Origin of the sequence: Nocardia iowensis, assembly GCF_019222765.1 — a bacterium.
In the GTDB taxonomy this organism is placed as follows: domain Bacteria; phylum Actinomycetota; class Actinomycetes; order Mycobacteriales; family Mycobacteriaceae; genus Nocardia; species Nocardia iowensis.
In genome coordinates this window covers 5,015,666-5,041,884 of the sequence record NZ_CP078145.1, presented here as the reverse complement: position 1 = coordinate 5,041,884, position 26,219 = coordinate 5,015,666, and the positions used below count along the sequence as shown (strand labels likewise).

Here is a 26,219-nt window from a genome sequence, read left to right as displayed (position 1 = left end):
GCAATTGGGTGGCGGGACAACCTCAATGGAGATTCATCGCGACTCGTGCTGGATTGCCTGATGGATGTCGAGGGTGACCGCGAGTGCGTCGAGCACGCTCGACAGGGCGATGCGGTTTTCGGTCTCGCCACGCAGGCAGGTCAGCACGTGCTCGATCATCGCGGTGTAGGTGTCCGGTCCCTCGGCGGCGAGGGCGCGACGCCCAGCGGAGGTGTACTCGACAACGGTCGAATCCTCCCCATCGCCGAAGTGGTGTTCGAGGATGCCGTCGGTGAAGGTGGCACGGTAGCCGCCGCGCGTGCCGTAGGGGTCGGGCATCAGTGACGACGCGCTCACCCGAGCCACCGCGTGCGGGTAGGTGAGGGTCGCGTGGGCGGCCGAACCACGTTGTCCGCCAGGGACTGCGGTGGTAGACACCGATTCGGGGACGCCGAGCACTTGGCTGACGATGTCGAGGTCGCCGTGCATGACATCCAGGGCGATGGAGTCCAATCCGAGGTCGTAGCCCGGCCAGCGCAGCGCGGTGTGCAGTTCGAGTTCCAGCTCCAGCAGCGTCCCGTAGGTGTCCGCCTGGACCGCGTCGAACAGGATTCGGTTGGCCGGGCCGAACCGGTCGAACATGTCCACGAACACTTGGCGGTCACCGGCTTCCGCCGCCGCGGTGACCCGTTGGGCGTCGGCCATCGTCAAGGCCAGCGGAAGCTCACAGAGCACGTGCTTGCCCGCCGCCACACCGCGCAACGCGTGCTCTGCGTGCAGTGCGGTCGGCAGGCAGATATCGATCAGGTCGATCGTCGGGTCGTCGTAAAGGCTGTCCAGGTCCGTCGTGGTCGGAAAGCCGTAGCTGTCATGGATGCGTTCCAGCGCGGCCGGGGTGCGGCCGAACACCACGACCTCGACGTCGCCGCGGGCGGCGTACACCTGGGCGTGGGCTTGCCCGAATCCGGTTCCCAGCAAAGCGATCTTCATTCGCGTAATTCCCTTCTTCAGCTCAGGCTTGGGTGGCGGCGGTGAACAACCCGAACCGGTTGCCATTGGGGTCCACGATGCGCGAGTACACCAGTCCGTCAGGGTTCGAGTCGGGCCCGAATTCCACGACAGCGCCGAGGGTTTCGGCGGTGTCGGTCGTGGCGGGCACATCGTCGGTGAGGAAGCTCGGCATCAGGTAGTCCTGGCCATCGGCGCCGTGGTCGTACAGACCACCGGCAGGCCACTGGTTACCGGTGAAAATGCTGTAATACGGTTTGCCGCCGGCGGATTCGTCGAACTCGAACCGCCAGCCGAAGGCCTGTGTGTAGAAGTCGCGGCTGGTGTGGAAATCGGTGGTGCCGATCTCGAACCAGGCCATCGAGCCCGGTGCCGGGGCGTCAGCGGACTGGGTCATGTGTTCCTCGGTCGCTTCGGCGCGGTCTTTGAGGTCTTCGCGCTCGGTGCGTGAGAACAGCGAGAACGGATTGCCTTGCGGGTCGGCCAGCACCGCGAATGAGGTCACCTCGGCGACCTGGGTGGGTGGAACCAGGACCCGGGCACCGAGTCCGGTGAGGCGTTCGGTGTCTCCCGCTACGTCGTTGGAGAAGACGGAGATGTTGAGTTGCTGACCGCCGGAAGGGTTTTCGTTGATCGCGCCCATCGGCCACGGCGCCGAGGGTGCCATGATGCGGATGTAGCGGCGGCCGTCGACCGAAGAGTCGGGATCGACCTCGAAACGCCAACCCAAGAGCTGGCTGTAGAACTTCTCGACGATCGCGGCGTCGTGGGTACCGATTTCGAACCAGACGACCTGGCCCGGGGACAAGAACCCCATGATTCCTCCTGGCTGTGGTTGCGTGCTTACCCAGCCACCGTAGGAAGCCAATAGGTCAGCGAAAGGCCTATTAGACCGGCGGAGACATGAGGTTCAGATCACGGTGAATGCAGGGCTCTGGTGGCGCGATCGGTGAGTGCTCGCAGTTGTGCGATGACCTCTGCCGGGTCGAGCACGGTGTAGCCGACAGGGAGCAACGCGATGGCGCGGGCGAGGTACGAAGGGCTGTCGGGGTAGGTGGTGAGCAGACAGGTGGTCGTCGATGGCTTCGAGCAGGCCGTTTCGCGCGGTACCCGGCTGGCGGCGGATGCGAGCGGCACGTGTAGCCGAACGTGGGCGCGAACGGAGCCGGACGCGGCGGTCAGTGACCTGGTGAGCCAGTCGGCCGCGTCGACCCCGCCGGGCAGATCCCGCCGAGGTACCCGCACGCCGGTGCGGTGGATGTCGGCCAAGCGGTCGGCGCGGAAGGTGCGCCAGTCGTCGCGGTCGTTGTCGAAGGCGATCAGATACCAGCGGCGGCCCGCCGCGACGAGCTGGTGCGGTTCGACCAGGCGTTTGCTGGAGGCGTCGCCGGGTCTGCGGTAGGTGAAACGGATCTTCTCTTGTGCGACAGAGGAACTCGCGAGAACCAGCGGCGGCATCGCAGCGCCCGCGGTCAGGCGGTAGCCGCCGACGTTGCCCTGGGTGGCGTCGACCGGGTAGCCCAATGCGCGCAATCGATCGACATCACGACGTATCGTGCGCGGGCTGACGCCGAGGCGTTCGGCCAGCTCCACACCAGTCCATTCGCGCGGGGACTGCAGCAACGACAGCAGTCGCAGCAGCCGACCTGAGGGATCACGCACGAACGCCATCCTCCCAGACCAATAGGTCATCGGCCGTCCTATTACCTGGACCAGCCGGGACGGGCATTGGCTTGGGGTCAGCGGGGGATCGTCGCCAGCAGGAAGTCTCGGCCGCCGATCTGGGCTACTCGCGGCTCGGTCAGCGTGATGCGCTTACCCCTGTGGTCGAGCGTGAGGCTGTCTGCGGCGAGCACATTCTTTACCCAGTCGCTGTGCATCCCGTAGTTCAATGCGATCCGAAGTTCGTTGCGCTGCCAGGTGATCCCGACCGGTGTGCGGTAGCGGCGGCCGGTTCGTCGGCCGGTGTGTACGACGTTGGCGTAGCCGGGGACGTGTGCGGCGACCGCGCGGAACGCGGGGTTTGTCACGTGCCGGTTGAACCGGGCGAGTACGCGCATGGCCTGATTGTTCACTTTCGAGCTCCTGGTTGAAGTCAACGCTGAGGTTCGAGGAGGCGGCGGGAGCGACCTGCGGTTGACCTCCAACGCATCGTTGTTGCGTTGGATACATCCAACAGATGGATGACGCGGCTTGCTCCCGGTTCAGCGCATCTGATGTTGGCGGGCAACGTCGTTCATTACCGCTTGCGCGGCGTGTACCGCGCACCACCGAACGCGCGGCAAGGCCGATTTCCGTGCACGTCACGTTGACGGCGGATGTGTTCGATGATGAGGACTTTTGCGGCGTGACTTTCGACGAGTTCGATCGCCTCGTCCCTCGAGTTGTCTGTGCATTACGAGCACGCTTCAAAAGGCAAGCGACACGGCCGAGGTGTGACTTGACGCACACCTCGTCACAGCGAGCTGCGCTCTCCTGTCCAAGTAGCAGAAAGATCCGTTCGTCAGAAGGTTCCGCAATGACATCGAAGCTGCTCAAAACATTCGCCGCCGTGGCGGTCGCGTTGGTCGGCGCGCTCACGATCCACGCCCCCGTGGCATCGGGACAGCCGCAGAGTTCGCAGTACCTGACTCGTGTGGAGTCCTCGTTCGTGGACACCGATCTCGCTCGCTTCCACTACACCCGGACCGGCGCCGGGTCGCCCGTCGTGCTGATCGCCGGGGGTGGGCTGTGGGGGTATTCCTGGCGGGATACGGTCCCGGCTCTGGCGGCTGAGCACACCGTCTACACCGTAGACCTACCCAGCCAGGGATTCACCGAACTGCACCGGCGCGATTTCGCCTACGACCTGCCCGCCATGTCGCGGGCGCTCGCGACTTTCCTCGATGCCCTCGGTCTGCACCGGGCAGCTCTCGTTGGCCACTCCTGGGGCGGGGCCTGGAGCCTGTACTTCGCCGAAGAGCACCCCGACCGCGTCGAACGCCTCGTCCTGCTCGACGCGCCCGGACTGGACGCCGAAAAGGCCCCAACCACACCGTTGTTCACCACACCCGTGCTCGGCGAGCTAGCCACCACCCTGACCGACCGTACCTTGTATGCCGAGAGCATCCGCGGCACCTTCCACAACCGCGAACTGGTAACCGACGAGGTAATCGACGAGCTCTACGCACCATTCTCCCGGCCCGCCAACCGTGCCGGCTTCCTGGCACTGTGGCGCAACCTCGACTATCGGCTCACCGACGCCTGGCTCGGCCGGATCACCGCGCCCACGCTGGTGCTCTGGGGCGCCGAGGACACCTGGCTGCCCGCCTCGCAGGCGCACGGACTGGCGGCACGGATCCCGGGTGCCACCGCGGCCACCCTCCCCGGTTGCGGACACACCGTCCATGAGGACTGCCCGACCCCAGCCAATTCGATGATCAGCGAATTCCTGCGCTGACGAGCAGGGCCGGGAGGTCGCATCTCATAATCAGATCTCATAACTATTTGTTTTTGAGATGGCGGTAGAGAGTCGCGCGCGATACGCCGAACCGATGGGCGAGTTCCTCGGCGTCGGCACCGTCGGCGTACAGCGAGCGCGCCTGTTCGACCTGTTCGCCGGTGAGCTTCACGGGCCGCCCGCCGTTACGGCCTCTGGCCCGCCCGCGCGGCCGAGCCGGGCCTGGTTCACCCAGCAGCGCCCGGGCGCCGTCCAGGATCAGCCACCGGAGCCGGTCGGCCGGTTCGTGGCGGAACAGCACCACCGGATCGGCCAGGCCCGCAACCACCTGGGAGGCCCGCACCCGCTGCTCGATCCCGGCCCCTGGACCCGCCACCAGCTCGTTAGCCAAGGCGATCGCGGTCCGGAAACGGTCGCCGACCGGGGCCTCGACCAGCAGGGTCATATCTCTGACGAGCATGGTCAGCGTGTGGCGGTGACGCAGGTGCACATCGACGTAGCCTTCGATCGCGCGCCACCGCACCGCCTCTGCGGTCGGTTCGGACTCGGCCGCGGCCAGCACCGCGTCCAGTTCGTCGAGCAGCGGCCGGGTGAGCTGGTGCAGGATCGTGTCTTTGGAGTCGAAGTAGTAGTAGAGGCCGGCCTTGGTGATACCCACCTCGTCCGCGATGGCCTGCATCGAGGTCGCGCGGTAGCCGCGGGCGGCGAACAGGGTGCGCGCCGCCGCCAGGATTCGCTCGAATGTCATTCAACCACTTACCTACGGTCAGGAGATTCGCTATGGTGCTTACCGATAGTCAGTCTATTGCCGTAGGGGCGATCCGTATGCGAACCAAAGTCTCGTTCAACGCCGCCGGAACCCGGTGCGCCGGATATCTCACACTTCCCGCCGAGACCGTAGGCCTGCCCTGTGTCGTGCTCTGCCACGGCTTCAGCGGAACGATGGACCGGCTGTTCGACTATGCCGAACGTTTCGCGAGCGCCGGCTTCGCGGCTCTCGTGTTCGATTACCGCAGCTTCGGCGAGAGCGCCGGCGAACCACGGCAGCTTCCCGATATCGGCGGCCAGCTCGCCGATATCCGTGCCGCGGTGGCGTTCGCCCGCTCACACGAACGCATCGACGCCGAGCGAATACTGCTGTGGGGCAATTCTCTCGGCGGGGCACACGCGGTGGCCGTCGCGGCCGACGACCCACGCATCGGGGCCGTCGTGGCGCAGATACCGTTCAACGGGTTCCCGAAGCAGGTCGAGGGCAGAAAGGCCCGTGAGACCTGGAAACTGCTCGGTGCGATTGTCTACGACCGACTGCGTGGCGCCGCGGGCATGCGGCCGTACTACATTCCGATGGTCGGCCGTCCGGGTGAACTTGCCGTCACCGCGACATCGGAAGCGGACAACCACATCCGCACCCTCACCGGCGGTGGAGAAACTTTGTGGCGCAATAGGATCGCGCCCCGAGCGCTGCTGAGCATGATGCGCTACCGACCCGGCGCGGCCGCCGGGCGGCTGTCGTGCCCATTGCTGGTCTGTGCCGCCGCCGACGACCGCGAAACACCGGTGGCTACGAGTCGCGAACTGGCCGAGGCAGCCCCGGAGGGCGAGTTGCGGGTCTATCCCGGAACACATTTCTCCTTCTACACCGATCCGTCGTTCCGCGACACCGTCGTCGCCGACCAGATCGACTTCTACCGGCGAGCACAGGCCGAGGTCTGACACCCCGCCACATCTACGCTCCCATCAGCCCGGAACCCGCGGCGGCCGAACGCCCGGTTCCTCTTCTCGCCGCCGAGCATCTCCGTGGCACATGCTTGCCGACTTCCGTTGGCCACCACTCGTCGACAAACCCGAACTCGACCCCAAGGAGTCACCATGAACACCCCGATCGCAGACGTTCTGATCGTCGGAGCCGGACCGGTCGGCCTCACCGCCGCGGTGGCGCTGAAACAACTCGGCCACGACGTTGTGGTCGTGGACCGGCAGGCCGAGGGCGCCAACACATCCCGCGCGGCGGTGGTACATCCGCACACCTTGGAAATCCTCGAGCCCTACGGCGTGGTCCCGGCGTTGGTGCAACGGGGCGTGCACACCCCGACCTTCGCCATCCGCGACCGGGATCGGCTGCTGCTGGCGGTGCCGTTCAGCGATCTGCCCACCGCTTACCCGTACACCCTGATGATCTCGCAGGCCGACACCGAGAAATTCTTGCTGGAACGGCTCACCGAACTCGGCGGGAAAGTGACCCGCCCGGCCGTGGTCACCGGTCTCACCCAACAACCGGATTCGGTCGTCGCCGCGCTGTCCGACGGCGAACCGATCGGTGCCCGCTACCTGCTCGGGGCCGACGGAATGCACAGCCTGGTCCGGGAACAGTCGGGTATCGGGTTCACCGGCGGCACCTACGCCGAATCGTTCACCCTCGCCGACGTCCATCTCTCCGGCGGGGTGCCCAGGGACGAAGTGATCCTGTATTTCTCACCCGCCGGGCTCGTGGTGGTTGCACCGTTGCCCGACAACCGATTCCGGATCGTGGCCACGGTCGACGAGGCTCCGCACGATCCCGATATCGCGTTCGTGCAAGGGCTGCTCGACGAACGCGGACCTCAGGCCAACCCCGCAACAGTCGACGACGTGGTGTGGGGTTCGCGTTTCCGTGTCCATCACCGGATCGCCGACACCTTCCGCCACGGCCGGGTCCTGCTCGCCGGCGACGCGGGCCACGTGCACTCACCCGCCGGCGGGCAAGGGATGAACCTGGGAATCGAGGACGCCGTGAACGCCGCGACAACCCTGTCCCGGGTCCTGGCCGGGGAACCGGACAGCTTGCTCGACGACTACGCCGCCGCCCGGCGCCGCACCGCCGACGCCGTGGTCGCCATCGCGAGTCGGCTCACCGACCTCGCCACCGCCTCGGCGCGCGTGCGCCCGCTGCGTAACACCGCCATGGCACTGGCCGGGAAGGCTCCGGCTGTACGGAACAGGCTGGCCTGGCGCCTGTCCGGCCTCGACCGCCGCTGAACCCCACTCAGTCCGCCTCACCACACCCACCGAGAACGGTTTTTCTGCTCCTCGCCGCCGAAACAGGCGGCTGGGCCGGGCCTTTCCCGCTGCGGCCCGAGCCCGGCGTCGCGCCCTCGCCCGGATCCGCCCGCTGTGTGCGCAACTGGCCCGGCCCGCCCGTGCTTCGCCATCGGTGGCATCGACCGAGAGCGCCTGGACGAGGTGCTCGCCGCCGGTGCCGACCGAGTGGTCGTCGTGCGTGCCATCACCGAGGCCCGCAACATTGAGGCCGCCGCGCGGGCGTTGAAGCAACGCTTGCTGGAAAACGGTTTGCCATAGCTCTTTTCGACGACCATGATTCCGCCGTGCCCGATGGACCGAATTCACCGGCGGTTTCCGACGAAGCGCTCGACAAGACCGCCGACCCGTGGGCGGCATACGACGAGACGGTTGCCGCGACCGGCTTCTGGACTATGGCCCGACAGTTACCGGCCACCTTCGGCCGGGTCCTTCGGGAGTGCTGGCAGGTAAGCCGGAGCGATACCGCCGCGTTGGTGCTGTGCACGCTGATCGCCGAGATCGGTACGGCGGTCGGATTGTTGGCGACGACATCGATACTCGATCACCTCCTGGAGGCCGGGCCGACTCCCGACCGGATCCGCGCGGCAGCACCCGCGCTGCTGCTCGTGACGGCGATGGTGGTCGGTCGGGGCGTGATGCGAGAGGTCGCGGACTGGACACGATCGCGACTCACCCCTCAGCTTCGCCGTAGCCTCCAGATCCAATTGCTCAGGCTGACAACCAGTGTCGAGCTGGTGGCCTTCGACGACGACGCCTTCCAGAACACTTTGCATCGAATCCGCCTGCGCTCGCCCCATGCGATGGAGGCACTGCTCGACGGTGTCCTTCGGCTGCTGTCCGCCGCCATCGGGCTGGCCATGATCGCTGGCGTCCTGGGTGTCCTGCATCCCGTGCTGGTGCCGTTGTTGCTGCTCGCTCTCGCCCCGACCTGGTGGGCGTCGGTACGGTCGGCACGAATGAGCTATGAGGTCTACGCAGCGACCGGCGGCGCCGAGCGCAGGATGGAAACCCTCACCGATCTCATGGCCGACCGGGTGCCCGCCGCCGAGATCCGCGCTTACACAATGCGCTCCTTCCTACTCGGCGAGTTCGATCGGCTGTCCGCGCTGGTCCAGCAACGAGCTTTGCGTCTGGAGCGCAAGCAAGCGGAGACCCGCGCCATCGGCGGGGCGCTTGCGAGCCTGGGTGTCGGAGGGGTCTATGCGACACTGGGACTGCTGTTGTTCACTGCCGCAATGCCGTTGGCCGTGGCGGGCACCGCGGTCGTCGCCATCCGCACCGCCATGAACTCCCTGCGAGGACTTGTGGACAGCATGAACTGGAGCTATGAGAACGCGCTGTTCTTTCGGGACTACCTCGAATTCCGCGACCATGCCGCACAGCGACAGGAACGCAGCGGCGGCACGACGGCACCCGCGGACGTGGACAGGATCGTCGCCCGCGACGTCACATTCACTTATCCGAGTGCGGACCGGCCCGCGTTGAACAGTCTCAGCATCGACATCGAACCGGGGGAGATCATCGCCATTGTCGGCGAAAACGGCTCCGGGAAAACGACTCTCGCCAAGATACTCAGCGGCCTCTACCAGCCCGACAGCGGGTCGGTCACCTACGGCGGTGTGCCACTGCGCGAGATCGATCTGATGTCGCTGCGTGACCGAATTGCCGTGGTGGCCCAAAATTTCACCCACTGGCCGTTCTCGGCAAGGCAGAACGTCACCATCGGCCGCCACGACCATCGGGAAGCCAACGCCGGATTTGCCGCAGCAACCAGCGCATCCGGCGCCGACGAGGTTTTCGCCGGACTGCCCGCACGAGCCGATACACTGCTCGACCCGACCTATCAGGGCGGCGTCGAGCTATCGGGTGGGCAATGGCAACGCATCGCCGTGGCGCGCGGGCTCTATCGCGATGCCCCGCTGCTGATCTGCGATGAACCGACTGCCGCACTAGATGCGCGCACCGAGCATGCCATCTTCGAGACGATTCGCAAGCATGCCGCTCAGCGCACCGTCGTTCTGATCACCCACCGCCTGGCCACGGTCCGGTACGCCGACCGAATATTCGTGCTCGAACAAGGTCGTGTCATCGAACAGGGCAGCCACGACGAGCTGATGGCCCGCGATGGCGTCTACCGCGAGTTCTACACGTTGCAGGCGCAGGCATACCACAGGGCCTCCGCCTAACCCTTGCCCGGCGACGACCGCGTCCAGGCGTACCGGGACACCATTGAGACCGTGCTGTGGAACCGAAACCGGCAGCAACGGTCCTCCACTATCGAGCCGGCAGCACAGGCGATGGGACAACCAAGAATCTGGTGACCGCCTGATCACCCTGAGTGTGCTGCACAGTTTCCGGGTCTGCCATCCGTATGCTCATCTGCAACGAATATCCCTCCGGCCGGCCACTCCAGGTACGGGCGCATGACGGCTCGAGAAGCACCATGTCCGTGCCTGGCCACGGATCTGGGCAGGGCGGGCCGCGGAAAGGTTCGATCAATCACCGACCGGCCGAGCACAGCGTCCGGACACGAGACGGAAGGTCTGCCGCATGCGGAAGCCCTGCGCTTTCCTGCTCTCCACGCTCACGATCTCGACCATCCTGGTCCCTGTGTTGGCCGGAGCCGCCGCCGCCGCGGAGCCGACCCCGAACGACAACGACTTGAAACGCTATCTGCTCCGGGTTCCGTTGCCCGACGACGACAGCGACCTGAAGATCATCACGCCGGAGAAGTATCAGAAGCTCAACGAAGCGTTCTGCACCACAAATTCGATGTCCACGGAGATGCTGGCGGATATCGACAACGTGTACAAAAACGTTCTCCCGGTGACATTCGGTACGCCGGACACACCCGAGGACCCGATAGGCAAGGCTCGTCTGAAGGTCCTGGGCACGGCCGAGCTCACCGATAAAGCCAGGAAGAAGCTGTGTACGGAGGTAGATCTCCAATCCGACTACTACGAGGCATTAGTGCAGCAGATCGAAAAGGCTGGAACCACGGCCGTGCCCGAATTGCAGGCGGCCGGACTGACGGCCGAGAAGAAGAGGAAGATCACCACCAGGATCTGGACAGATCGGCTGATGGGCTTCAAAGCCGCCTTCCAGAACTTGCTCACCGGTACCGAGATCTGAGCCCCCGACCTCGCCTGCTCCCGAACGTCACCCCCCGCCTCGAGGCACGGGCTATACCGCGCGTCGCGTACGGCTGATGGTGATCAGCGGCCGCCCGTGCCGCCGGTTAAGGCCCGACATCGCCGCTGGGCGCGCGTTCTGCATGGCGAGATCAACTGCGGCGCAGGACATCCGATATTGCCGCGGTGCGCGCGTGTTCGACGGCCGCGTCGGCATCGTGGAGCGCGCTTCACTGGAGCGCGGAAGGTCAGTGGGCGCGTCGCCGAAGGACCAGGGGATTCCGCCCTTCGGCGACGCTCGTATCCGACCCGCGCGTTCGGCCGGGCCGCAGCCGGTGCCCGGCAGTCGATCTGGCGAACTTCCGGATCTGCCGATGTGCGTACCACAGGGCTTGACTCGCACCGGACGTCGTATCTGCCGCTGGCCCCGAGAGCGCTGCGCACCTGCATCACTGCCGCTGCAGGCGGTAGCTCGTCGGTTCGTTACTCATATTTACTGGCCAATGACTCTGCCTTCTCGTACAGCTCATCCTTCTTCTTGGCATCCGTTTCGTCCTCAGCCTGGAACGTTATCTGAAACGCCTTGAGCTTGTCTTTGAAGAAATCCTCCAGGCCCTTTTCTGTTGTACAGCACGGCTTGATATCGCCCTTCAAGTCGATCACGAACTGCTTGAGCTCTTTGGTATATTCCTTCATACCTTGACACATCTTCTTCAAGGTTTCCTGGTTCAGGCTCGCATCTCGGTACAGACTCTTGCGAGTTTCCGCCGGGATAGACGTGGCCTTTTTCAGCTCGTACGGTGCCATGTTCTAATGGTTTTATACCACCGATCCTCGTGCTTGTAGTCGTTCTCGTCATCGCACAACCGAGCCTGGATCTTTTTGACCAGCTTGAACTCCTCCTCTTCTGGATTCTCGGCGATAAAGGAGATCGGTTCCGCGACCGCAGGTGCGGCCAAGGTGTACGCGGACAGCGGGAAGTACAACGAGGCGTACTTCTCAACGCACGCAAATGCCGAATAGGTGGTGACTCGCGGCGCGAGGCGCTGTTGGTCCAGGGTTGCGAGCGGCTTGTCGCTGTTGGACGAGGACGCCGGTATCGCCCGGCAGGTCACGCTGGCGGGATTGCCTCACCTTGTCGGAGTCCCGCATCCAGCATTTCCTCACCCATCCCCGCTTTGTCACCAAAGCCGAACACACGACCCGCCTGCCGCACTACCGCCCTCACCGTGAAGGCGTAACCGAACAGCACTGATATAGCCGCAGGCACAGCGAGGAACCCCAGGCCCCACCATGAGCCGTACCATGTTGTGCCAGAGATCAACAACGCCGCGGTGATCCACAAGATGTGGCGGCGAGCTCGAGCGTCGGACTCCAGTCGCGACAGCCACGGAAACGTCAGCATGAGCACCGTGCAACACGGAAACACCATCATCAGCAGACTCAAATCGCTGCTCCCAGCCCAAAAGGCGTTCGTCAACGCGAAACACGACACCGCAGTAGCTATCGCGACCCTGCATATATGGCGGCGGGCCCGAGGATCGGTCTCCACCAACAACAGCCACGGAAATGTCGCCACGAACGCTACCCAGGTCGGAAGCATCAACGTCAGTGCCCCCGATCCATTGCTCGCCACCGCGAAGTACGCAATTGTGCCGACTATCGCGACCAGGCAGATCCCCCAGTAGTAGTCCAACGCACGTCGTCGCGGCGATCGGGTCGCGCTCATCATGGGATGAGCGTATCGACGAGCAGATGTCGGCTCGAAAGCAGGCGCGAGTCGCTCGGCAGGCAGCGATATCGATCCAAGCGGCACCAGCGACGACGGGCATGAACAGCAGCGTGGCCGAACGTCCGCTGCTGCCGCGACCCGCGCGTTCTTGAACGTCTGCATCGGCAGCGTCCGGCCCGGCGTGGATGTGGGCTGACCCGTCCATACGGCGGTCGGCACCGAATTCTGTCGTGGTACGCGCGGTGACGCACGATCACGGTGTGCCAGTTCGGATACGAGCTGCCGAGGAGGTGCCGGGTAGGTCATCTTCTCGGCAGCGCCGATCCCGTGTCCTGCGAACGTCCGTATCTGCCGCTGGGCGGGCGTTCTGCGTGGCGAAATGGATTGCGGCACAGAACGTCCGCTACTTAACTGTGAAGGATTGAGCTCACCTGTCAGCGGCGGAGGCAGTGGACGGTTCCGAGGGCCGGTCACGCCAGGCGTGACGCCACGCCCTCCACGGACTGACCGGTCCTGAACTTTTTCGGCATGCGGGTCCAATTGCTCGCCGCACATCCGGAGCGCGGTCAGAATGGAGGTTCCTACGCGCTGCGGCGCAGAAGGGCTGCACCATGGATGAAGCGGAAAGCTTGGACGACATCTCTGAACGGTTGCGCCAGATCCGGTTCGAACCATGGGGACCAGACGGAGTCCGGTACCTCTGCATCCTCTTCTGGAACGAACTCGGCTACCGGATGCTGTACAACCGCTTCAACAGCAGAGCCTGGACTCAATGGTCGAAATCGTCCGGCGACTTTTGGGACCTGCACTTGGCAGGATGCCACGGCTACAAGGACGAACCACCCAACGGACGCCGCAGCTCCCGGGGCGAAACACAGTCGCTCCCGCTCGCCACAGGGTGGACTAAGCGGCGCGCTATCTACTGGAACTATGACTCTGCGATGCGCTTCGCCGACGAGGTCGCCTCGGTAGCCTCCAGGGCGGGAGTGACGCCAGGCTGGCGGTTCGAAGGGCCCATAGAACTTGTGGTCATAGGGGCTCGCAGGCCTCACAGTACTGGGATCCCGTTCGACTCTCCTCCCGCTGCTGGGTGCACGATCGAATACGCTCACGAGCTCGACTGGGCGAGCATGCGCACCAAACAGTTCACCGCTGCCGAACTGCCGGACGCTGTCTCGTATTACACCGAAGCTCACGTCCTACACGATGCTGATGTCATACCCGACAATCTTCCGAAACCGGGCGACTTCGTTGATTCGTTGCCGGGGGAGATACGGCGAGATTTCAAGAAGCTGATCGGGCCGTTGGCGGGCCTCCTATTCAGGGCGGGGACCTAGGCGTTGTAGGTCATGACGGTGGGACACGGCGGGTCTTTCCTGCTGGGATAACCGGCGCGATTCGACCAGCTCCAGATCGGGCTTGAACGTGCGGAATGCCACTGAGCGCTCGGCCATGGCTCGGGCTGGTTCCGCGGCGAACGCACGCACATGCCGCGGTGCGGGCGTTCTGCGCGGCGAGATCGACTGCGGCGCAGAACGTCCGGTAGTGCCGAGTTGAGTGTCGTCGGCTGACTCGCCATCCAGGATGAGCCAGCCGGTTGCCGAACGTCCGAATCACCGCCGGTCGCCGCGGTGTCGCAGCCGACACCTGCTCGCTGCGTCGGGCGTCGCCGCGACGGCACGAGCACACTGACCGCCGGCATCTGCGACTGGTAGGTGTGGTTGGTGATCGGCGGTCGGACGCCAACCTCGGCGGGTTCGGTGCTATCCGAACAGGACGTAGGTCGGGTAGGGGGCGGAATACTCGTCTGATTGGCGGGAGCCGAGGTACCTCGGAGATGAGGTGCAGCTGGAGTTCGTGTAGAGGTGGGCGTCGGTGTCTGTGTCGTTGGTCGCCTGTGTTGCTCCGCCGTGAACGGCTATGCACTGGCCATTGGGTGTGCTGCCGAGGAGGGTCTGCTGGCCGGTGTCGGCTCTGGTGTAGAAGAACGTGCCCTCGGCAGCGTGAGACGTTCCGGTCAGACCGATCAGCATTGCAGCGGTCGCTCCGGTGGTCACCGCGATTCTCGGTATCGAGTGGAACTTGCGCATCGGGCGGGCTTCCCTTCTATCAGCCAGCACTGGCGTTGCCAGGGCCGGATGCGTTGGAGTCGACTCGGTCTGGGTTGTTCGCGATGGAGCTGGTGGTTGCTTCCACGTAGAGGCATTCGTCGCCGACGGTCAGTTGGACGGATATCCAGTGCGGTGTACTACCGAACGGGTGGTGGTGTTTTTCGGCTCGACCCGTTCGCGATGTCAATCGCACATCGACAAGAGCGCACGTTCTGCGCAGTCGATCTGGTCGCGCAGAACGGCCGCCACGCGGCATTACAGTGCGTTCGCAGCGGTCGGTTGTAGACATACGACAGACGGAGATGTCTACTGCGTCACTCGTCGATTTTCTCGATTTCCGGAGGTGCCTCTTTGTCGGGATACCGGATACGGACAGTGGCCCATGTGGCGGCCTCCTCAGCTTTCGCCGCGTCATTGGCCAGCTTCGTATCGGTAGGAGACTCCGCGGCGGCAGCTTCGGCGTCGGCGGCGGCACGAGCTGACTTTTCGGCTGCGCGGGCCCGTGGGAGCGCTTCTTCGGCTTCCTCCTTCGCGCGCGTGTGCAGGGCATCCTCGATCATCTGAGGAAGGACGCCGACGAGGCAGGTGTAGGCCGGGAGGGCGGCCTCGGCGGCATCGGCAGCGGCGCGGGATGCCGATGCCGCGTCCTCAGCCGAATCAGCCGCCTCGACTGCGCTTTTGACAGCTTTTTTGGCCTCGAGCTCGGGATCCTCACATTCCTTGGGCGTGAGAAAGGAGGCTACTACTCCGGTGCGACCCTCGACGTAGCGAGCACGGGTGCGAGCCTGGTCGATCAAAGCATCGTCGGAATCAGTAGCAATATGGATACCGACACCTGTGGTCGGCAGCGCCCGAGCGGGACCCGCCACCGGGCCGACGAAAGAGGGCACTGCTGCTACAGCAACAGCTGCGAGCGGCGCATACAGAACGCGTATACGACCTCCACCACCGAAACCCACGAACTCTCCCTCCAGACGACGAAAAGACATCGGTCCCCAGGTATTCGATCCAGAGCTGGCCCGAGATTGGTCGCCTACCGAAATCGCGCGATACCGACAGCTCGCACATCGGCATTACCGCGTGTTGTCAGGACCGCCGACCATGACAACCGAACTCGCCATCGCAGCCGGCCACCCGGTTGACGCAAGACACCGGAGGAGTTCAGCCCGTCACTGCGTCAGGTCGTCGAACCTCCGAGGCCTGTCATCGTTGACCTCGGCCAAGCGATCTCGACCCAACACTCAACCTTCGGCCCGAAGAAGTCGGTACCGCTACGGCTCAGATCGGGCGGCTTGCGCCTGACCGGAACCGTGCCCGGACTGCTGCACGCCTGGGCCCGGGCTTGGAACGGGGTATGGCTGGGACTCGTCGAGTTCATCGCCTCTACCGGTAACGGCCGCGGCCAGCTCGTCTTGCGCCGGTGGTGTCCCGAGCAGCCCCTAAAACCGCCGCCCAAGACGATCGTCTCCATGGCCGACACGGGCGGTAGCTGAAGTCCCACTCGCTGGAGGCGGAGGAATTGTGCAACAAACGAATACATGCATTCCACCGGTTCGGACGCCGCGATCAACTTGCGGTGTGTGGTGTTGTCAGGTCATAGAGGGTTATGCCGTCCACGGTGGTCGGTGTGAAGGTTTCTTGCACCCACTGGGTGATCTTCGCGCCCTCGGTGTCCGTCGACGCGCCCATTGCCTTGCCCGCAATGAAGTAGTGGATCCGGGCTTGGGCGACATCGTCCTGGAACTGCGCGAGGGTGGGCGCCGGGTCGCCACCGGCGAAACCGCCGATCGGCATCACCGGCCGCCCCGAATCCAGCTGGAACTCGGCCGCTTTCATCGAACTGACCGCGGCGGCCACCCAGGTGTAGTCGGTGCCGTTCTGCGTCAGCCGCGCTAATACCTGGTCGCTGGGTGCGCCGGCTGGCTCCGGGCCGCGCGCTTGCTCGTCGCGAACGGTGGGTCCGGCCAGCGGGATGCCGCCGGTGTGGGGGTTGGCGATGGTGTCTGCGGTATAGGCGGCTGGTCCGGCGAGCGCGACGAGCACAGCGGCCACTGCGGCGCCGGTGGCCGGACGTGACGCACCGAACGAGAGGGTAAGGGCGGTAACGACTCCGACGGACAGCACCACCCAGCGCAACCATGGCAGGAACACCGCGTCGCGGGATAGCATTACCCAGGCGGTGACGGTGGTCGCCAGCAGACATAGCGTCAGAACCGCACGCGTCCAACGCTTTTCCCGCTCCCGCCACAGCATGACCGCACCAGCCCCGACCACGGCGGCCACAGCCGGGGCGAGCGCCACGGTGTAGTACTCGTGGAAGGTGCCGCTCATGAAGCTGAATACCAGCCCGGTCACCAGGCCCCAGCCGCCGAACAGGATCAGCGCCGCACGCTGTGGATCGGTGCGCGCTGCCCGGCCGCGCAGCACCAACCCGGCTACCAGGAGCAATAGCGCCGCCGGGATGAGCCACGAAATCTGCCCGCCCACAGTGGAATCGAACAGTCGACCGATGCCCCTGCCGCTGGTGAACATCCTCACCCATGGTGAGTCGGAGGTCGCCGAAGGGGCACTTCCCGCGATCCGGTCGAGTCCGTTGTATCCCAGGGTCAATTCGATGATCGAGTTGTGCTTGGAGCCGCCGAACCAGGGGCGCGAGGAGGCGGGCCAGAGTTGCGCGATCAGCAGCCACCAGCCCGCCCCGGCGACCATTGCCGCAGCCGCGGCGAACAATTGGAGCACCCGTTTGCCCAGCTCGGGCGGTCCGGCGATGAGGTAGGTCGCTGCCAGGGCGGGCAGCACCAGCAGCACCTGGAGTTGTTTGGCGAGAAAGCCGAATCCCACCAGCGCGCCGCATAATACGAGCCACCGCCAGCGACCGTCGTCGAGTGCCCTGGTCATCGCCCACACCGCCGCGACCATCAGCAGCACGAGCAGCGCGTCGGGGTTGTCGAATCGAAACATCAACGCCGCCACCGGAGTCGACGCGAGCGCCAGTCCGGCGAGTAAGCCAGCGGTGGGACCGAAGGAACGGCGCACGGTCACCCACAGCAGCGCCACCGCCGCCACGCCCATCAGCACCTGCGGCAGCTGGATACTCCAGCTCGACAGTCCGAAGATCCGGACGCAGATCTCCATCGGCCACAACGACGCGGGCGTCTTGTCGACGGTGATCGTGTTCGCCGCATCCGAGGAGCCGAAGAAGAACGCCTGCCACGACTGCGAACCTGCCTGCACCGCAGCGGAATAGAAGGTGTTTCCCCAGCCGTTGGCGGACAGATTCCACAGGTAAGCGCACGCGGTGCCGAGCAGTAGCGCCGCCAACGCCACGTACTCACGACTCGCGTGGGGACGGCGCACGGCGGTGACGGCGGTGGCCTGGCCGAGGTCGCTCGCGGTTGTGGTCACCGGCCGACGCTCACCGGCGCGGTCGTGGCCGTACCGGTCGGGGCGGTGACGGGGACGATGGTCGGCTTGCTCATGTCGACAACGTTCGTCCGGCATCCTGCAAAGCCCCTGGACGGAAGCTGGGAGAATGCTGGGAACCGATCGTCCTGCCTCAACACCGTTCACCCACCGCCGGGGCGTGCGTCTGCTGAGAACTGTCGCCCTCGGCGGAGGACGGTGCGGCGGGGATGTCGTCGTTTCGGGGGAGGACGACCGTGAAAGTGGCGCCGTTGCCCGGTTCGCTGTCGACGCTGACGCGGCCGCCATGCGCGGCCACCAGGGCTCGGACGATCGACAAGCCGAGGCCCGTGCCGCCGCTGGCGCGGGTGCGAGAGGTGTCGGTGCGGTAGAAACGTTCGAAGATCCGCGCCGTGTCCTCGGGAGCCAACCCTGGCCCGGAGTCGGCGACTTCGATGCGGACGTCACCGGCACCTGGGATGAGTCGGACGACGATCGGTGTGCCGGGTGGGGTGTGGGTGAGCGCGTTGCCGAGCAGGTTCGCCAGGATTTGGCGCAGTCGTGCTTCGTCGCCGAGCACGACCATGGTGCCGTGGCCGCGGACCGCCAGGCTGATCGGCCGGTCGGGGGCATCGGGCTGTTGGCGTGCGGCCACGGCGTGCGCGTTGTGCACCGCGTCCCCGGCCAGCGCGAGCAGATCCACCGCCTGCTGTGCGAGCGGTCGGTTGGCGTCCAGGCTGGCCAGCATCAGCAGGTCTTCGACCAGCACACCCATTCGAGCCGCCTCGGCTTCGATGCGTGTGAGCAACTGGACCGGGTCGGTGTCGCCGCCGTGCCGATAGAGTTCGGCGAACCCGCGAATCGTGGTCAACGGCGTACGCAACTCGTGGCTGGCGTCGGCGACGAACTGCCGCATCTTCGCCTCGGAGCGGCGCGCGGCTTCCTCCGACGCCTCGGTCGCCGCCACGCCGTACTGGATTTGGGTCAGCATCGCGTTGAGTGAGCGGGCCAAATGGTCGACCTCGGTATCCACGTCGCGCACCGGCACTCGCTGCCTCAGGTCGCCCGCGGCGATGGCCGCGGCGGTGTGCTCGACCACGCGCAGTGGCCGCAGACTACGCCGGACCATCAGGTAGCCGAAGACCCCGAGGAGCACCAAGGCGCTTGCGCCAGTGGCAATTTCGACGATGACCAGCCACGTCACCGTCTGCTCGTTCTCGGTCAGTGGAAGCCCGATGGTCACCGAGCCGTATTGGTTGGTCGCGGTCAGCACCCGCCACCGGACGTCGGCGTCGCCGACCGATCCCACCGTCGTCGGTCCCACGGTGTTCGACGACGCCACGTCGGCCACGACCGCCGAACCGTCCGCGTCGCCGGGTATCTGGAAGTAGACCTGACCCTGCGGGCCGGTGCGCCGCTCGAAGAAGCGGTGCGGCTGCACACCGAAGGACGGTGGCGGCGCGGGAAAGCCAGCGGGTACCCAATGCAGGTGCCCGTCGCTATCGGCGATCTGCCGCATCGGGCTCGGCTCGGCCCAGGAGTGGGCCGCGTCGACGAGTTGCTCATCGATCCGATCGGTCAACGCACGGCTCATCACCGAGGTCAGCACCACCCCCGCGCCGAGCAGAACGCTCGCCGCCAGCGCGACGAGGACCACTACCAGCCCAACCCGTAACGGGATCGCCGCGATGCGTCGTTCCAGTGCCGCACCGAGCCTCGCCAAGCGACGTTTCACCACGAACCCGGTTGTGGTTCGCGCAGTACATAACCGACGCTCCGGAGGGTGTGAATCAACTTCGGCTCGGTGGTGTCGATCTTGCGCCGCAGATACGACACATACGATTCGACGACGCTGGCATCGCCGCCGAAGTCGTAGCGCCACACGTGATCCAGGATCATCGGTTTGCTCAGCACCTTGCCCGCATTGACCATGAAATAACGCAGCAGCGTGAACTCGGTGGGGGACAACAACACCGGCGCACCGGCCTTCCACACCTGATGGCTTTCGTCGTCGAGTTCGATATCGGCTACGGTCAGCCGCTCCACCCGGCCGCGGCCCAACGTCCCGGCGCGGCGCAGGATGACCCGCAATCGCGCGATCACTTCCTCCAGGCTGAACGGTTTGGTCACGTAGTCGTCCGCGCCGAGACTCAACCCGGTCAGCTTGGCCTCGACCTGATCGCGAGCCGTCAGGAACAACACCGGAGCATCGAACCCGCCCGCCCGCAGCCGCCGGAGCAGACCGAACCCGTCCATCCCCGGCATCATCACGTCCACGATCAGCACATCCGGCCGGAACCGGCGCGTCATGTCCAAACCTTCGTTACCACTGAGCGCGGTAGCCACCTCGAACCCCTGATAACGCAGGCTCGTGCGCAACAACTCCAAGATCATCGGCTCGTCGTCGACAACGAGAACACGGGTCAGAGGCTCGGCGCTGCTCATCCCAACAGAATGCGCCCGCCCCATCCAGCCAACCTGGACCCCAGCTGGGAGTTCCCTGGGAGTACCCCAATGCAGGCCGCCGAGCGGTACATGGTGGAGGGCTCAGGTGGGGGGCGGTACTCGGTCATTCCGCCAATTGTTCGTTCTGGAAGCCGACCGAGTGCTCCGGTTCGGTTCTGAACGCCCTACGGTAAGCACCCGGTGTCGTGCCGAGCGTGCGAAGAAAGCGCCTGCGGAGGTTGGTGGCCGAGGAGAGTCCGACGCGGCGTGCGACGGCGTCCACCGGCAGATCCGAGGTTTCCAGCAATTCCCGTGCGGCCGTGATTCGCCGGGTGAGCAGCCACTGTCCGGGGCCGACGCCGAGCTGGTCGATGAAGCGGCGGGCGAGCGTCCGTGACGAGACGCCGGCCCGCGCGGCCAGGTCCTCGACCGTGAGCGGTTCACCGAGCCGACCGATTACCCACTCCAGCAACGGCGCAAGCGAACCATCGATCTGCATCGGGTGTGGCGGTGCCGCGTACTGCAACTGCCCGCCCTCGCGGTGGGGTGGCATCACCATGCTCCGTGCGACCTGCGCGGCGTATTCGGCCCCCTGGTCGGTACGTACCAAATGCAGGCACAAGTCGATGCCTGCTCCGGCGCCCGCGCTGGTGGCTACGTCACCGTGATCGACGTAGAGCACGTCCCGGTCGAGCTGGACGGCTGGAAAGCGGGTGGCCAGTTCGTCCGCTCGGGCCCAGTGCGTGGTCGCCCGACGCCCGTCCAACACGCCGGCGTGCGCCAGCGCGAAGACGCCGGTGCAGATGCTGACCAGCCGCGCGCCGCGGGCGTGTGCGTTCCGCAGCGACCGGATGACCGCAGCTGAGGGCGGCTCGTCGGTGGGCAACCAGCCAGGGACGAGCACCGTATCCGCCCGGTCGAGCGCATCGAGTCCAGCTGTCACGAGCATGTCGTACCCGGCGGACGTCGCGACGGGTCCAGGGTGTTCCGTGCACACGTCGAACGCGTAGCGCGCCGGAATTCCTCCTCTCTCGATCCCGAACACCTCTGCCGCGCAACTGAGTTCGAAGGTCGACTGTGGTGAGCGGACAAGTGCCACAACGCGGTGCATGGCAGAAAAGTACCTCGAGATGTCATCTCTGACACTCGGCGGGAGGCATACCGGTCGGGGAGGCTGACTCCATGACGACAGACCAGAACATGTCCGGTTACGTGTGGTCCGCTGTGCAGGACGCCCCGGTTCGTGAGCTTTTCCCTGGCATCCGCTCGCGCTCCCTGTGGGTCGGCGACAACGGTGCGAAGGCATATTTCCTCGAGATGGATCCGAACGCCTGCTGGCAGGGGATCGACGTGCACGAACCGGGCCCCGAGGAGGTCTTCGTGGTCTCCGGCGTCTTCAATGACGGAAACCGGGACTATCCCGCCGGGTCCTTCATTCATGCCCCCGCAGGTTCCTCACACATCCCACAGACGACCACGGGTTGCACGCTGTTCGTCTTCTATCCCGAAGGTTAGGTCGCCGATCCGGCGGGCAGCGGCAGCATCCGGATCAACGAAACGGATACCGTGGGAGGAGTGGGGCCGACGTGGTCGGTGCTGGCCCGGGGAGAAGAGGTTCGGGGATGGCGTTAGCCGCGCTTGTCCTGATCGGCATGTGGTTGTTGGTGGCCGTCGGTGCGCGCACGGTCGTCCAGTTCCGGCGCACCGGGAACACCGAGATCCGAGTCCGTGACCGGCCCGGTACCGCTCAGTGGTGGGCGAAGACGATCTCCACCGTCGGCTTCCTCGGGATCGTTGCCGCGCCGATCGCCGAACTCGTTGGGCTGGAGCCCTTTCCGGTGCTCGATGCGCAACCGATTCGCGGCGCGGGTGCCGCACTCGCCGTCGTCGGCATCGCGCTCACCTTTGTGTCCCAGCTGGGCATGGGCGCGTCGTGGCGGGCCGATGTCGATCCCGGCGTGCGCACAGCGCTGGTCACTACCGGCCCGTTCCGGTGGGTCCGTAATCCTGTGCTGACTGGCGTAGCGGCCACCTTCTCGGGCCTGGCTTTGCTGGTCCCCAACGCGGTCGCGCTTGGCGGGCTCGTGTTCGCGGTGGTCGCCATCGAAATCCAGGTCAGACAGGTCGAAGAGCCGTATCTGCGCTCTGCCCACGGGGCCGCATACGGGGACTACGCAGCCCGCACGGGCCGATTCCTGCCCTTGCTCGGGCGGCAGCGGTAACTTCGCTGGCGGCCGGGACGAGGCGGCCAACCGTCATGGTGGCCCCGGGTCGACCATCATCGCCATGGCGGACGTGCGATGCGAGGGCGGAATATTGCACCGGAGCAAGTCCGCGGCTCTGCGGAACTCGGCCGAGCGCGATTCGGCGGCTTGCGTTGCCGTGCTGAGCACAGTGGAGTCGATGTCGGCGATATGGTCGGCGATGCGTTGGGTTTCGGGTATTCCCAGACCGGCGGCGATCGTCAGGGCAGCCTTCCAGTGCTGGCGGGCAATGGAAAAGCGCGCCGAGTGATGGTTGACCGCGGCGATAGCGTCATAGGCGAGCACCTCTTCGTAAGGTGAGCCGGACGCGTAGGCAATCTGGAGTGCGCGCTCGTAATGTGCGAGTGCTTCCCGAGGGTGTTCTTGCCGCCGATGGACATCGCCGATACCTAAATGTGCGCAACACTCGAGAATCAGATCATTGTTGCGCTCGGCGAGAGCCAGCGCCGTCCGGAAGTTGTCGAGCGCGTTCTCGTACTGCTTCGTAAGACAAGAGGCGTGCCCGATTCGAATCGAAAGATAGTTGTGGAAGAGGGTGTTCGACGACATCGGCGCCAGCGTTTTCCTGGCGTCCGCCAGGTGGGCGAGAGCGTCGTCATATCTGCCGATCCGAATGTCGGTGTCGCTCATGCGCATCAGAGCACAGGAGCGGAGGTAGGGGTCGCCGGTGTCGTCGGCGACGCTGAGGGCTTGCCGGAGATGGTCGAGTGCGTCGTCGCAGTAGCCCATCCGCTCGTAGACCTGCCCGATACCCTGTAGCGCGTAGCCTTCCATGAACTTGTCATCGATCGAGCGCGACAACGACAAGGCTTGGTGGTAGCCCATCAGCGCATCCCGATAACGAGCCAAGCGGAAGTAGACCAGCCCACTGTGGTGCATGGCTCTGGCCGCATTGGAATAGTCACCCATACCGTGGGCCAGCCGTATGGCATCGTCGAGCACCACCAGGGCCTGCTGGTAGTGCCGAATTCGCCAGAGCGTGTAGCCGAGATTGACGAGCAGACGGCACTCTTCCGCGTGTTCACCGCTGCTGCGGGCGACCTCGACAGCGTCGAAGTGCAATGTTATGACGTCGTCGGAGCATCGAAGGCCGGTCACGTACGGCCACCACAGCACTTCGGAGAACAGCCTGGTGTAGTCGGACCAGCGGGCCCGGGTCGCTTCTCTGGCAATGGCCAGCAAGTTGAGCCGTTCGCGGTGCAACCAGGCCACACATTCATGGTGACCGGCCAGTGCGGGTGTCGGTGTCGTCGGCTTGGGCAGGTGACCGATACGAATTGTGCGGTCCGGCAAGATTTTGCTGCCGACCGCCCAGGCGGCATACCGGTAGTAGTCGAACAACCGGGTCAACGCCGCGCTGCAGTCGATATCGGACGGCTCACTCAGGGTCGCGGCGTAATCCCGCACCAGGTTGTGAAATCGGTAGCGCCCGGACACCACTTGCTCCAGCAGATGAACATCGACAAGGCCTTCCAGGATCTGTTCGGCGGCGTCGACCCCGATGTCGGCCAGGGCAGCGGTGGCATAGGTATCGAAGTCGCGGCCAGGATGCAAGCCGAGCAGCCGGAACACGCGTTGTTGTTCGATCGGCAGATCTTGAAAGCTCGCGGTGAGTGCGGCGGCCACGCTCCTCGACCCCGCGGACAGGTGCTCGAGTCGATGGCTGGGGTGGCGAAGCCGCTCGGCCAAACGGTCGATCGGCCAGACCGGCCGCGCGCGGAGGCGGCCTGCCGCGATTCGGATCGCCAGCGGAAGATAACCGCACAGCCGAACGGTTTCGTCCACCGCGTCGGGCTCGGCCAGGACTCGGTCGTCGTTGACGATGGTGGTGAACAGTGCCGTAGCGTCCTCGGCCGAAAGCACGTCCAGCGACAGCGTTTTGGCGACGTCCAGCTCGACCAGCCGCCGTCGGCTGGTGATCAGGACCAGACAGCTGGGTGTGCCAGGAAGCAGCGGCCGAACCTGGTCGGCGTCGGCCACGTTGTCCAGGACGAGGAGCGCCGAACGGGAAGCGATCTCGGTGCGCCACAACGCCGCTCGGGCATCCAGATCGGGGGGTATCGACTCGCTCGGTACCCCTACGGCGCGTAACAGCCGGTCCAGCGCCACCATCGGTTCGATGGGCGCCCGTTCGTCGGCATGCCCGTGCAGGTCGATGTAGAGCTGAGCGTCGGGATAGCGGCTGCTGAGTCGATGGGCCGCGTGAATCGCCAGCGTCGTCTTACCGACACCGGGCATGCCGTCGATGGCCTCGATCAATACGGCCGGGCGGGCCTCGGTCGCCGGGGTGTCGGCAAGCAGGCGACGCATCTCGTCGTTGCGGCCGGTGAAGTCCGCGATATCGCCGGGAAGCTGGTTCCGGCTCGTCGCCACCTCGGGCCGCGATTCTGTGCTGCCGGCGTCGGTTGTACCACCGATGGCGCTTATCGTGGGGGCTCCTTCCGCCGGAATGTTGAAATCCGCGACGCCGTAGGCAGATTCATTCCGACCGGTCGGTGCTCCCGATGGCGCGTCGAGCGGTGGTTCGATCTCGTCGCGCAGGATCCGGCGGTGCAGTTCGCGAAGTTCGCGCCCCGGTTCGATCCCTATCTCCTCGGCGAGACGGCGTTGAGCGTCCTGGAAAACCATCAGCGCCTCGGCCTGGCGCCCGCAGTGGTAGAGACCGAGCATGAGCAGCGTCCGGAACCGTTCCTGCAACGGGTACGAACTGACCAGCGGGGCGAGTTCGGCGACTGCTTCGGCGTAGTGGCCGCGGGCGAGCTTGATCCCGGCACGGTGCTCGAGCGCGGTCAGGTAGCGCTCCTGCAACCTGCGGCGTTCGGCCTCGATGATCGGACCCGCCAGACCGCTGAACGGTTCACCGCGCCACAGTGCCAACGCGGCATCGGTGTGGGTGGCCGCCGCGTCGAGGTCGCTTTCGCGGCGGCATCGCTCGGCGGTCGCGATGAGCCGGTCGAACGCGACGTGGTCCGACAGCGAAGGGTCGCCATGTAGCACGTACCCGGTCTCGGCCCACACCAGCGCGGGTTCCGCGGTCTTACGGCACGGAGCAAGGACGCGACGTAGCCTGCTGACGTAGGTCTGCACACCGTTGCGCGCGTCACCAGGGGGGTGTTCGCCCCACACCCCGTCGATGATCGCGTTCACCGTTACCGGCCGGTTCATCTCTAGCATCAGTGCCGCAAGCACGGCTTGCTGTTTCGCTGGGCCCAACTCGATTTCACGGTCATCTCGCATTGCCGTGAACGAACCGAGCACCCCGTATCTGATCTGTGTGTGCGCCATGGACAAGCCCTCCTGAACCATGTGCTACCAGCGCTGAGCATAGGTGGCGCCGGACATTTCCGACGCAGGAACGCAGGATAGTTACCACTTTGACCAGTCATTTACGCACTAGTACAGCGGCAGTTACGCAGCTCGAGACATCCTGATCGAGTGTGCGGCAGCATGATTCGGGGGCTACGAGTTCATCGGCAGTCGACGAGCTGTCTGGTCAGCAACGGCTCATCTAGTTGTGAGCAAGCGTCCACTTCCCGGCTCTACCACGCGCCGCACCAGCTGAGTCACCGTTTCGCCCTGCTGTCGCGGGCCGCGGACAGGGTTGTCGCCCACGGGGATTCGGGGAGGGTG

At 65.3% G+C, this 26,219-nt stretch carries 24 protein-coding genes; 10 read left to right on the top strand and 14 right to left on the bottom strand.

The annotated features are described in order from the left end of the window. Window positions 1-33: 33 nt before the first annotated feature. The 4 genes from KV110_RS23170 to KV110_RS23155 form a co-directional block, all read right to left on the bottom strand. On the bottom strand, window positions 34-969 hold the full coding sequence (locus KV110_RS23170) for a Gfo/Idh/MocA family protein (protein ID WP_218469382.1): 936 nt from the start codon (window positions 967-969) through the stop codon (window positions 34-36). 22 nt (window positions 970-991) lie between these two features. Continuing rightward, entirely contained in the window at window positions 992-1,804 is an 813-nt protein-coding gene (locus KV110_RS23165) for a VOC family protein (RefSeq protein WP_218469381.1), read from the bottom strand. Between the two features lie 98 nt (window positions 1,805-1,902). After that, window positions 1,903-2,649: a helix-turn-helix transcriptional regulator gene (locus tag KV110_RS23160; RefSeq protein WP_246633924.1), complete on the bottom strand. Its 747-nt coding sequence runs from the start codon at window positions 2,647-2,649 to the stop codon at window positions 1,903-1,905. A 77-nt stretch (window positions 2,650-2,726) separates the two neighbouring features. After that, the gene (locus KV110_RS23155; RefSeq protein ID WP_218469380.1) at window positions 2,727-3,062 is read right to left on the bottom strand and encodes a nitroreductase/quinone reductase family protein; all 336 of its coding nucleotides are present in this window, start codon (window positions 3,060-3,062) and stop codon (window positions 2,727-2,729) included. A 443-nt stretch (window positions 3,063-3,505) separates the two neighbouring features. Here KV110_RS23155 and KV110_RS23150 point away from each other — a divergent pair, with 443 nt between their 5' ends. Beyond that, window positions 3,506-4,426: an alpha/beta fold hydrolase gene (locus KV110_RS23150; protein WP_218469379.1), complete on the top strand. Its 921-nt coding sequence runs from the start codon at window positions 3,506-3,508 to the stop codon at window positions 4,424-4,426. Between the two features lie 43 nt (window positions 4,427-4,469). Here the strand turns inward: KV110_RS23150 and KV110_RS23145 are convergent, their stop codons facing one another. Continuing rightward, window positions 4,470-5,174, bottom strand: coding sequence for a TetR family transcriptional regulator (locus tag KV110_RS23145; RefSeq protein ID WP_218469378.1), 705 nt, complete (start codon window positions 5,172-5,174; stop codon window positions 4,470-4,472). A 77-nt stretch (window positions 5,175-5,251) separates the two neighbouring features. On the opposite strand from KV110_RS23145, the gene KV110_RS23140 reads away from it, so the two are divergent. The 5 genes from KV110_RS23140 to KV110_RS23120 all read left to right on the top strand — a co-directional run bounded on the left by KV110_RS23140 (window position 5,252) and on the right by KV110_RS23120 (window position 10,636). After that, the gene (locus KV110_RS23140) at window positions 5,252-6,139 is read left to right on the top strand and encodes an alpha/beta hydrolase (RefSeq protein ID WP_218469377.1); all 888 of its coding nucleotides are present in this window, start codon (window positions 5,252-5,254) and stop codon (window positions 6,137-6,139) included. A 156-nt stretch (window positions 6,140-6,295) separates the two neighbouring features. Beyond that, entirely contained in the window at window positions 6,296-7,441 is a 1,146-nt protein-coding gene (locus tag KV110_RS23135; protein WP_218469376.1) for an FAD-dependent oxidoreductase, read from the top strand. 135 nt (window positions 7,442-7,576) lie between these two features. Then, a complete protein-coding gene (locus KV110_RS23130; RefSeq protein WP_218469375.1) occupies window positions 7,577-7,762 on the top strand; it encodes a thiamine phosphate synthase in 186 nt (61 codons plus the stop codon). Window positions 7,763-7,788: 26 nt separating this feature from the next. After that, on the top strand, window positions 7,789-9,690 hold the full coding sequence (locus tag KV110_RS23125; RefSeq protein ID WP_246633923.1) for an ABC transporter ATP-binding protein: 1,902 nt from the start codon (window positions 7,789-7,791) through the stop codon (window positions 9,688-9,690). A gap of 364 nt (window positions 9,691-10,054) precedes the next feature. Then, complete coding sequence (locus KV110_RS23120) at window positions 10,055-10,636, top strand: hypothetical protein (protein ID WP_218469374.1); 582 nt, start codon at window positions 10,055-10,057, stop codon at window positions 10,634-10,636. Between the two features lie 482 nt (window positions 10,637-11,118). Here KV110_RS23120 and KV110_RS23115 read toward each other — a convergent pair whose 3' ends face one another. Then, the gene (locus tag KV110_RS23115) at window positions 11,119-11,442 is read right to left on the bottom strand and encodes a hypothetical protein (RefSeq protein ID WP_218469373.1); all 324 of its coding nucleotides are present in this window, start codon (window positions 11,440-11,442) and stop codon (window positions 11,119-11,121) included. Beyond that, window positions 11,424-11,750 carry a hypothetical protein gene (locus KV110_RS23110; protein WP_218469372.1) on the bottom strand — a complete coding sequence of 109 codons (327 nt, stop codon included), beginning with the start codon at window positions 11,748-11,750 and terminating at the stop codon, window positions 11,424-11,426. Before KV110_RS23110 ends, KV110_RS23115 begins: the two co-directional genes overlap by 19 nt. A 288-nt stretch (window positions 11,751-12,038) precedes the next feature. Between KV110_RS23110 and KV110_RS23105 the strand changes: the two genes are divergently transcribed. Then, a complete protein-coding gene (locus KV110_RS23105) occupies window positions 12,039-12,323 on the top strand; it encodes a hypothetical protein (protein ID WP_218469371.1) in 285 nt (94 codons plus the stop codon). Window positions 12,324-12,978: 655 nt separating this feature from the next. Continuing rightward, window positions 12,979-13,704 (top strand): hypothetical protein, encoded by a 726-nt coding sequence (locus tag KV110_RS23100; protein ID WP_218469370.1) that lies wholly within the window; start codon window positions 12,979-12,981, stop codon window positions 13,702-13,704. A gap of 426 nt (window positions 13,705-14,130) precedes the next feature. Here the strand turns inward: KV110_RS23100 and KV110_RS23095 are convergent, their stop codons facing one another. From KV110_RS23095 to KV110_RS23070, 6 genes are all read right to left on the bottom strand, one after another. Beyond that, complete coding sequence (locus tag KV110_RS23095; protein ID WP_218469369.1) at window positions 14,131-14,457, bottom strand: hypothetical protein; 327 nt, start codon at window positions 14,455-14,457, stop codon at window positions 14,131-14,133. A gap of 335 nt (window positions 14,458-14,792) precedes the next feature. Then, a complete protein-coding gene (locus KV110_RS23090; protein WP_218469368.1) occupies window positions 14,793-15,437 on the bottom strand; it encodes a hypothetical protein in 645 nt (214 codons plus the stop codon). Between the two features lie 607 nt (window positions 15,438-16,044). Beyond that, complete coding sequence (locus KV110_RS23085) at window positions 16,045-17,883, bottom strand: glycosyltransferase family 39 protein (RefSeq protein WP_393539231.1); 1,839 nt, start codon at window positions 17,881-17,883, stop codon at window positions 16,045-16,047. Between the two features lie 151 nt (window positions 17,884-18,034). Continuing rightward, window positions 18,035-19,618, bottom strand: coding sequence for a sensor histidine kinase (locus tag KV110_RS23080; RefSeq protein ID WP_281427675.1), 1,584 nt, complete (start codon window positions 19,616-19,618; stop codon window positions 18,035-18,037). Beyond that, a complete protein-coding gene (locus KV110_RS23075) occupies window positions 19,612-20,325 on the bottom strand; it encodes a response regulator transcription factor (RefSeq protein ID WP_246633922.1) in 714 nt (237 codons plus the stop codon). Before KV110_RS23075 ends, KV110_RS23080 begins: the two co-directional genes overlap by 7 nt. A 124-nt stretch (window positions 20,326-20,449) precedes the next feature. Further along, entirely contained in the window at window positions 20,450-21,436 is a 987-nt protein-coding gene (locus tag KV110_RS23070) for a helix-turn-helix domain-containing protein (RefSeq protein ID WP_218469365.1), read from the bottom strand. 47 nt (window positions 21,437-21,483) lie between these two features. On the opposite strand from KV110_RS23070, the gene KV110_RS23065 reads away from it, so the two are divergent. Then, entirely contained in the window at window positions 21,484-21,840 is a 357-nt protein-coding gene (locus KV110_RS23065; RefSeq protein WP_393539660.1) for a cupin domain-containing protein, read from the top strand. A 107-nt stretch (window positions 21,841-21,947) separates the two neighbouring features. Next, window positions 21,948-22,547 (top strand): methyltransferase family protein, encoded by a 600-nt coding sequence (locus tag KV110_RS23060; RefSeq protein WP_218469363.1) that lies wholly within the window; start codon window positions 21,948-21,950, stop codon window positions 22,545-22,547. A gap of 33 nt (window positions 22,548-22,580) precedes the next feature. Here KV110_RS23060 and KV110_RS23055 read toward each other — a convergent pair whose 3' ends face one another. Beyond that, window positions 22,581-25,874, bottom strand: coding sequence for an AfsR/SARP family transcriptional regulator (locus tag KV110_RS23055; protein ID WP_218469362.1), 3,294 nt, complete (start codon window positions 25,872-25,874; stop codon window positions 22,581-22,583). Between the last annotated feature and the right edge of the window lie 345 nt (window positions 25,875-26,219).

Bases quoted from the DNA above. Each gene is read 5' to 3' on its own strand.
- KV110_RS23105 (WP_218469371.1), top strand. From the start codon at position 12,039: ATGAGCACCGTGCAACACGGAAACACCATCATCAGCAGACTCAAATCG.
- KV110_RS23165 (WP_218469381.1), bottom strand. From the start codon at position 1,804: ATGGGGTTCTTGTCCCCGGGCCAGGTCGTCTGGTTCGAAATCGGTACC.
- KV110_RS23120 (WP_218469374.1), top strand. From the start codon at position 10,055: ATGCGGAAGCCCTGCGCTTTCCTGCTCTCCACGCTCACGATCTCGACC.
- KV110_RS23070 (WP_218469365.1), bottom strand. From the start codon at position 21,436: ATGCACCGCGTTGTGGCACTTGTCCGCTCACCACAGTCGACCTTCGAA.
- KV110_RS23115 (WP_218469373.1), bottom strand. From the start codon at position 11,442: ATGGCACCGTACGAGCTGAAAAAGGCCACGTCTATCCCGGCGGAAACT.
- KV110_RS23140 (WP_218469377.1), top strand. From the start codon at position 5,252: ATGCGAACCAAAGTCTCGTTCAACGCCGCCGGAACCCGGTGCGCCGGA.
- KV110_RS23100 (WP_218469370.1), top strand. From the start codon at position 12,979: ATGGATGAAGCGGAAAGCTTGGACGACATCTCTGAACGGTTGCGCCAG.
- KV110_RS23095 (WP_218469369.1), bottom strand. From the start codon at position 14,457: ATGCGCAAGTTCCACTCGATACCGAGAATCGCGGTGACCACCGGAGCG.
- KV110_RS23055 (WP_218469362.1), bottom strand. From the start codon at position 25,874: ATGGCGCACACACAGATCAGATACGGGGTGCTCGGTTCGTTCACGGCA.
- KV110_RS23145 (WP_218469378.1), bottom strand. From the start codon at position 5,174: ATGACATTCGAGCGAATCCTGGCGGCGGCGCGCACCCTGTTCGCCGCC.
- KV110_RS23075 (WP_246633922.1), bottom strand. From the start codon at position 20,325: ATGAGCAGCGCCGAGCCTCTGACCCGTGTTCTCGTTGTCGACGACGAG.
- KV110_RS23060 (WP_218469363.1), top strand. From the start codon at position 21,948: ATGGCGTTAGCCGCGCTTGTCCTGATCGGCATGTGGTTGTTGGTGGCC.
- KV110_RS23170 (WP_218469382.1), bottom strand. From the start codon at position 969: ATGAAGATCGCTTTGCTGGGAACCGGATTCGGGCAAGCCCACGCCCAG.
- KV110_RS23135 (WP_218469376.1), top strand. From the start codon at position 6,296: ATGAACACCCCGATCGCAGACGTTCTGATCGTCGGAGCCGGACCGGTC.
- KV110_RS23150 (WP_218469379.1), top strand. From the start codon at position 3,506: ATGACATCGAAGCTGCTCAAAACATTCGCCGCCGTGGCGGTCGCGTTG.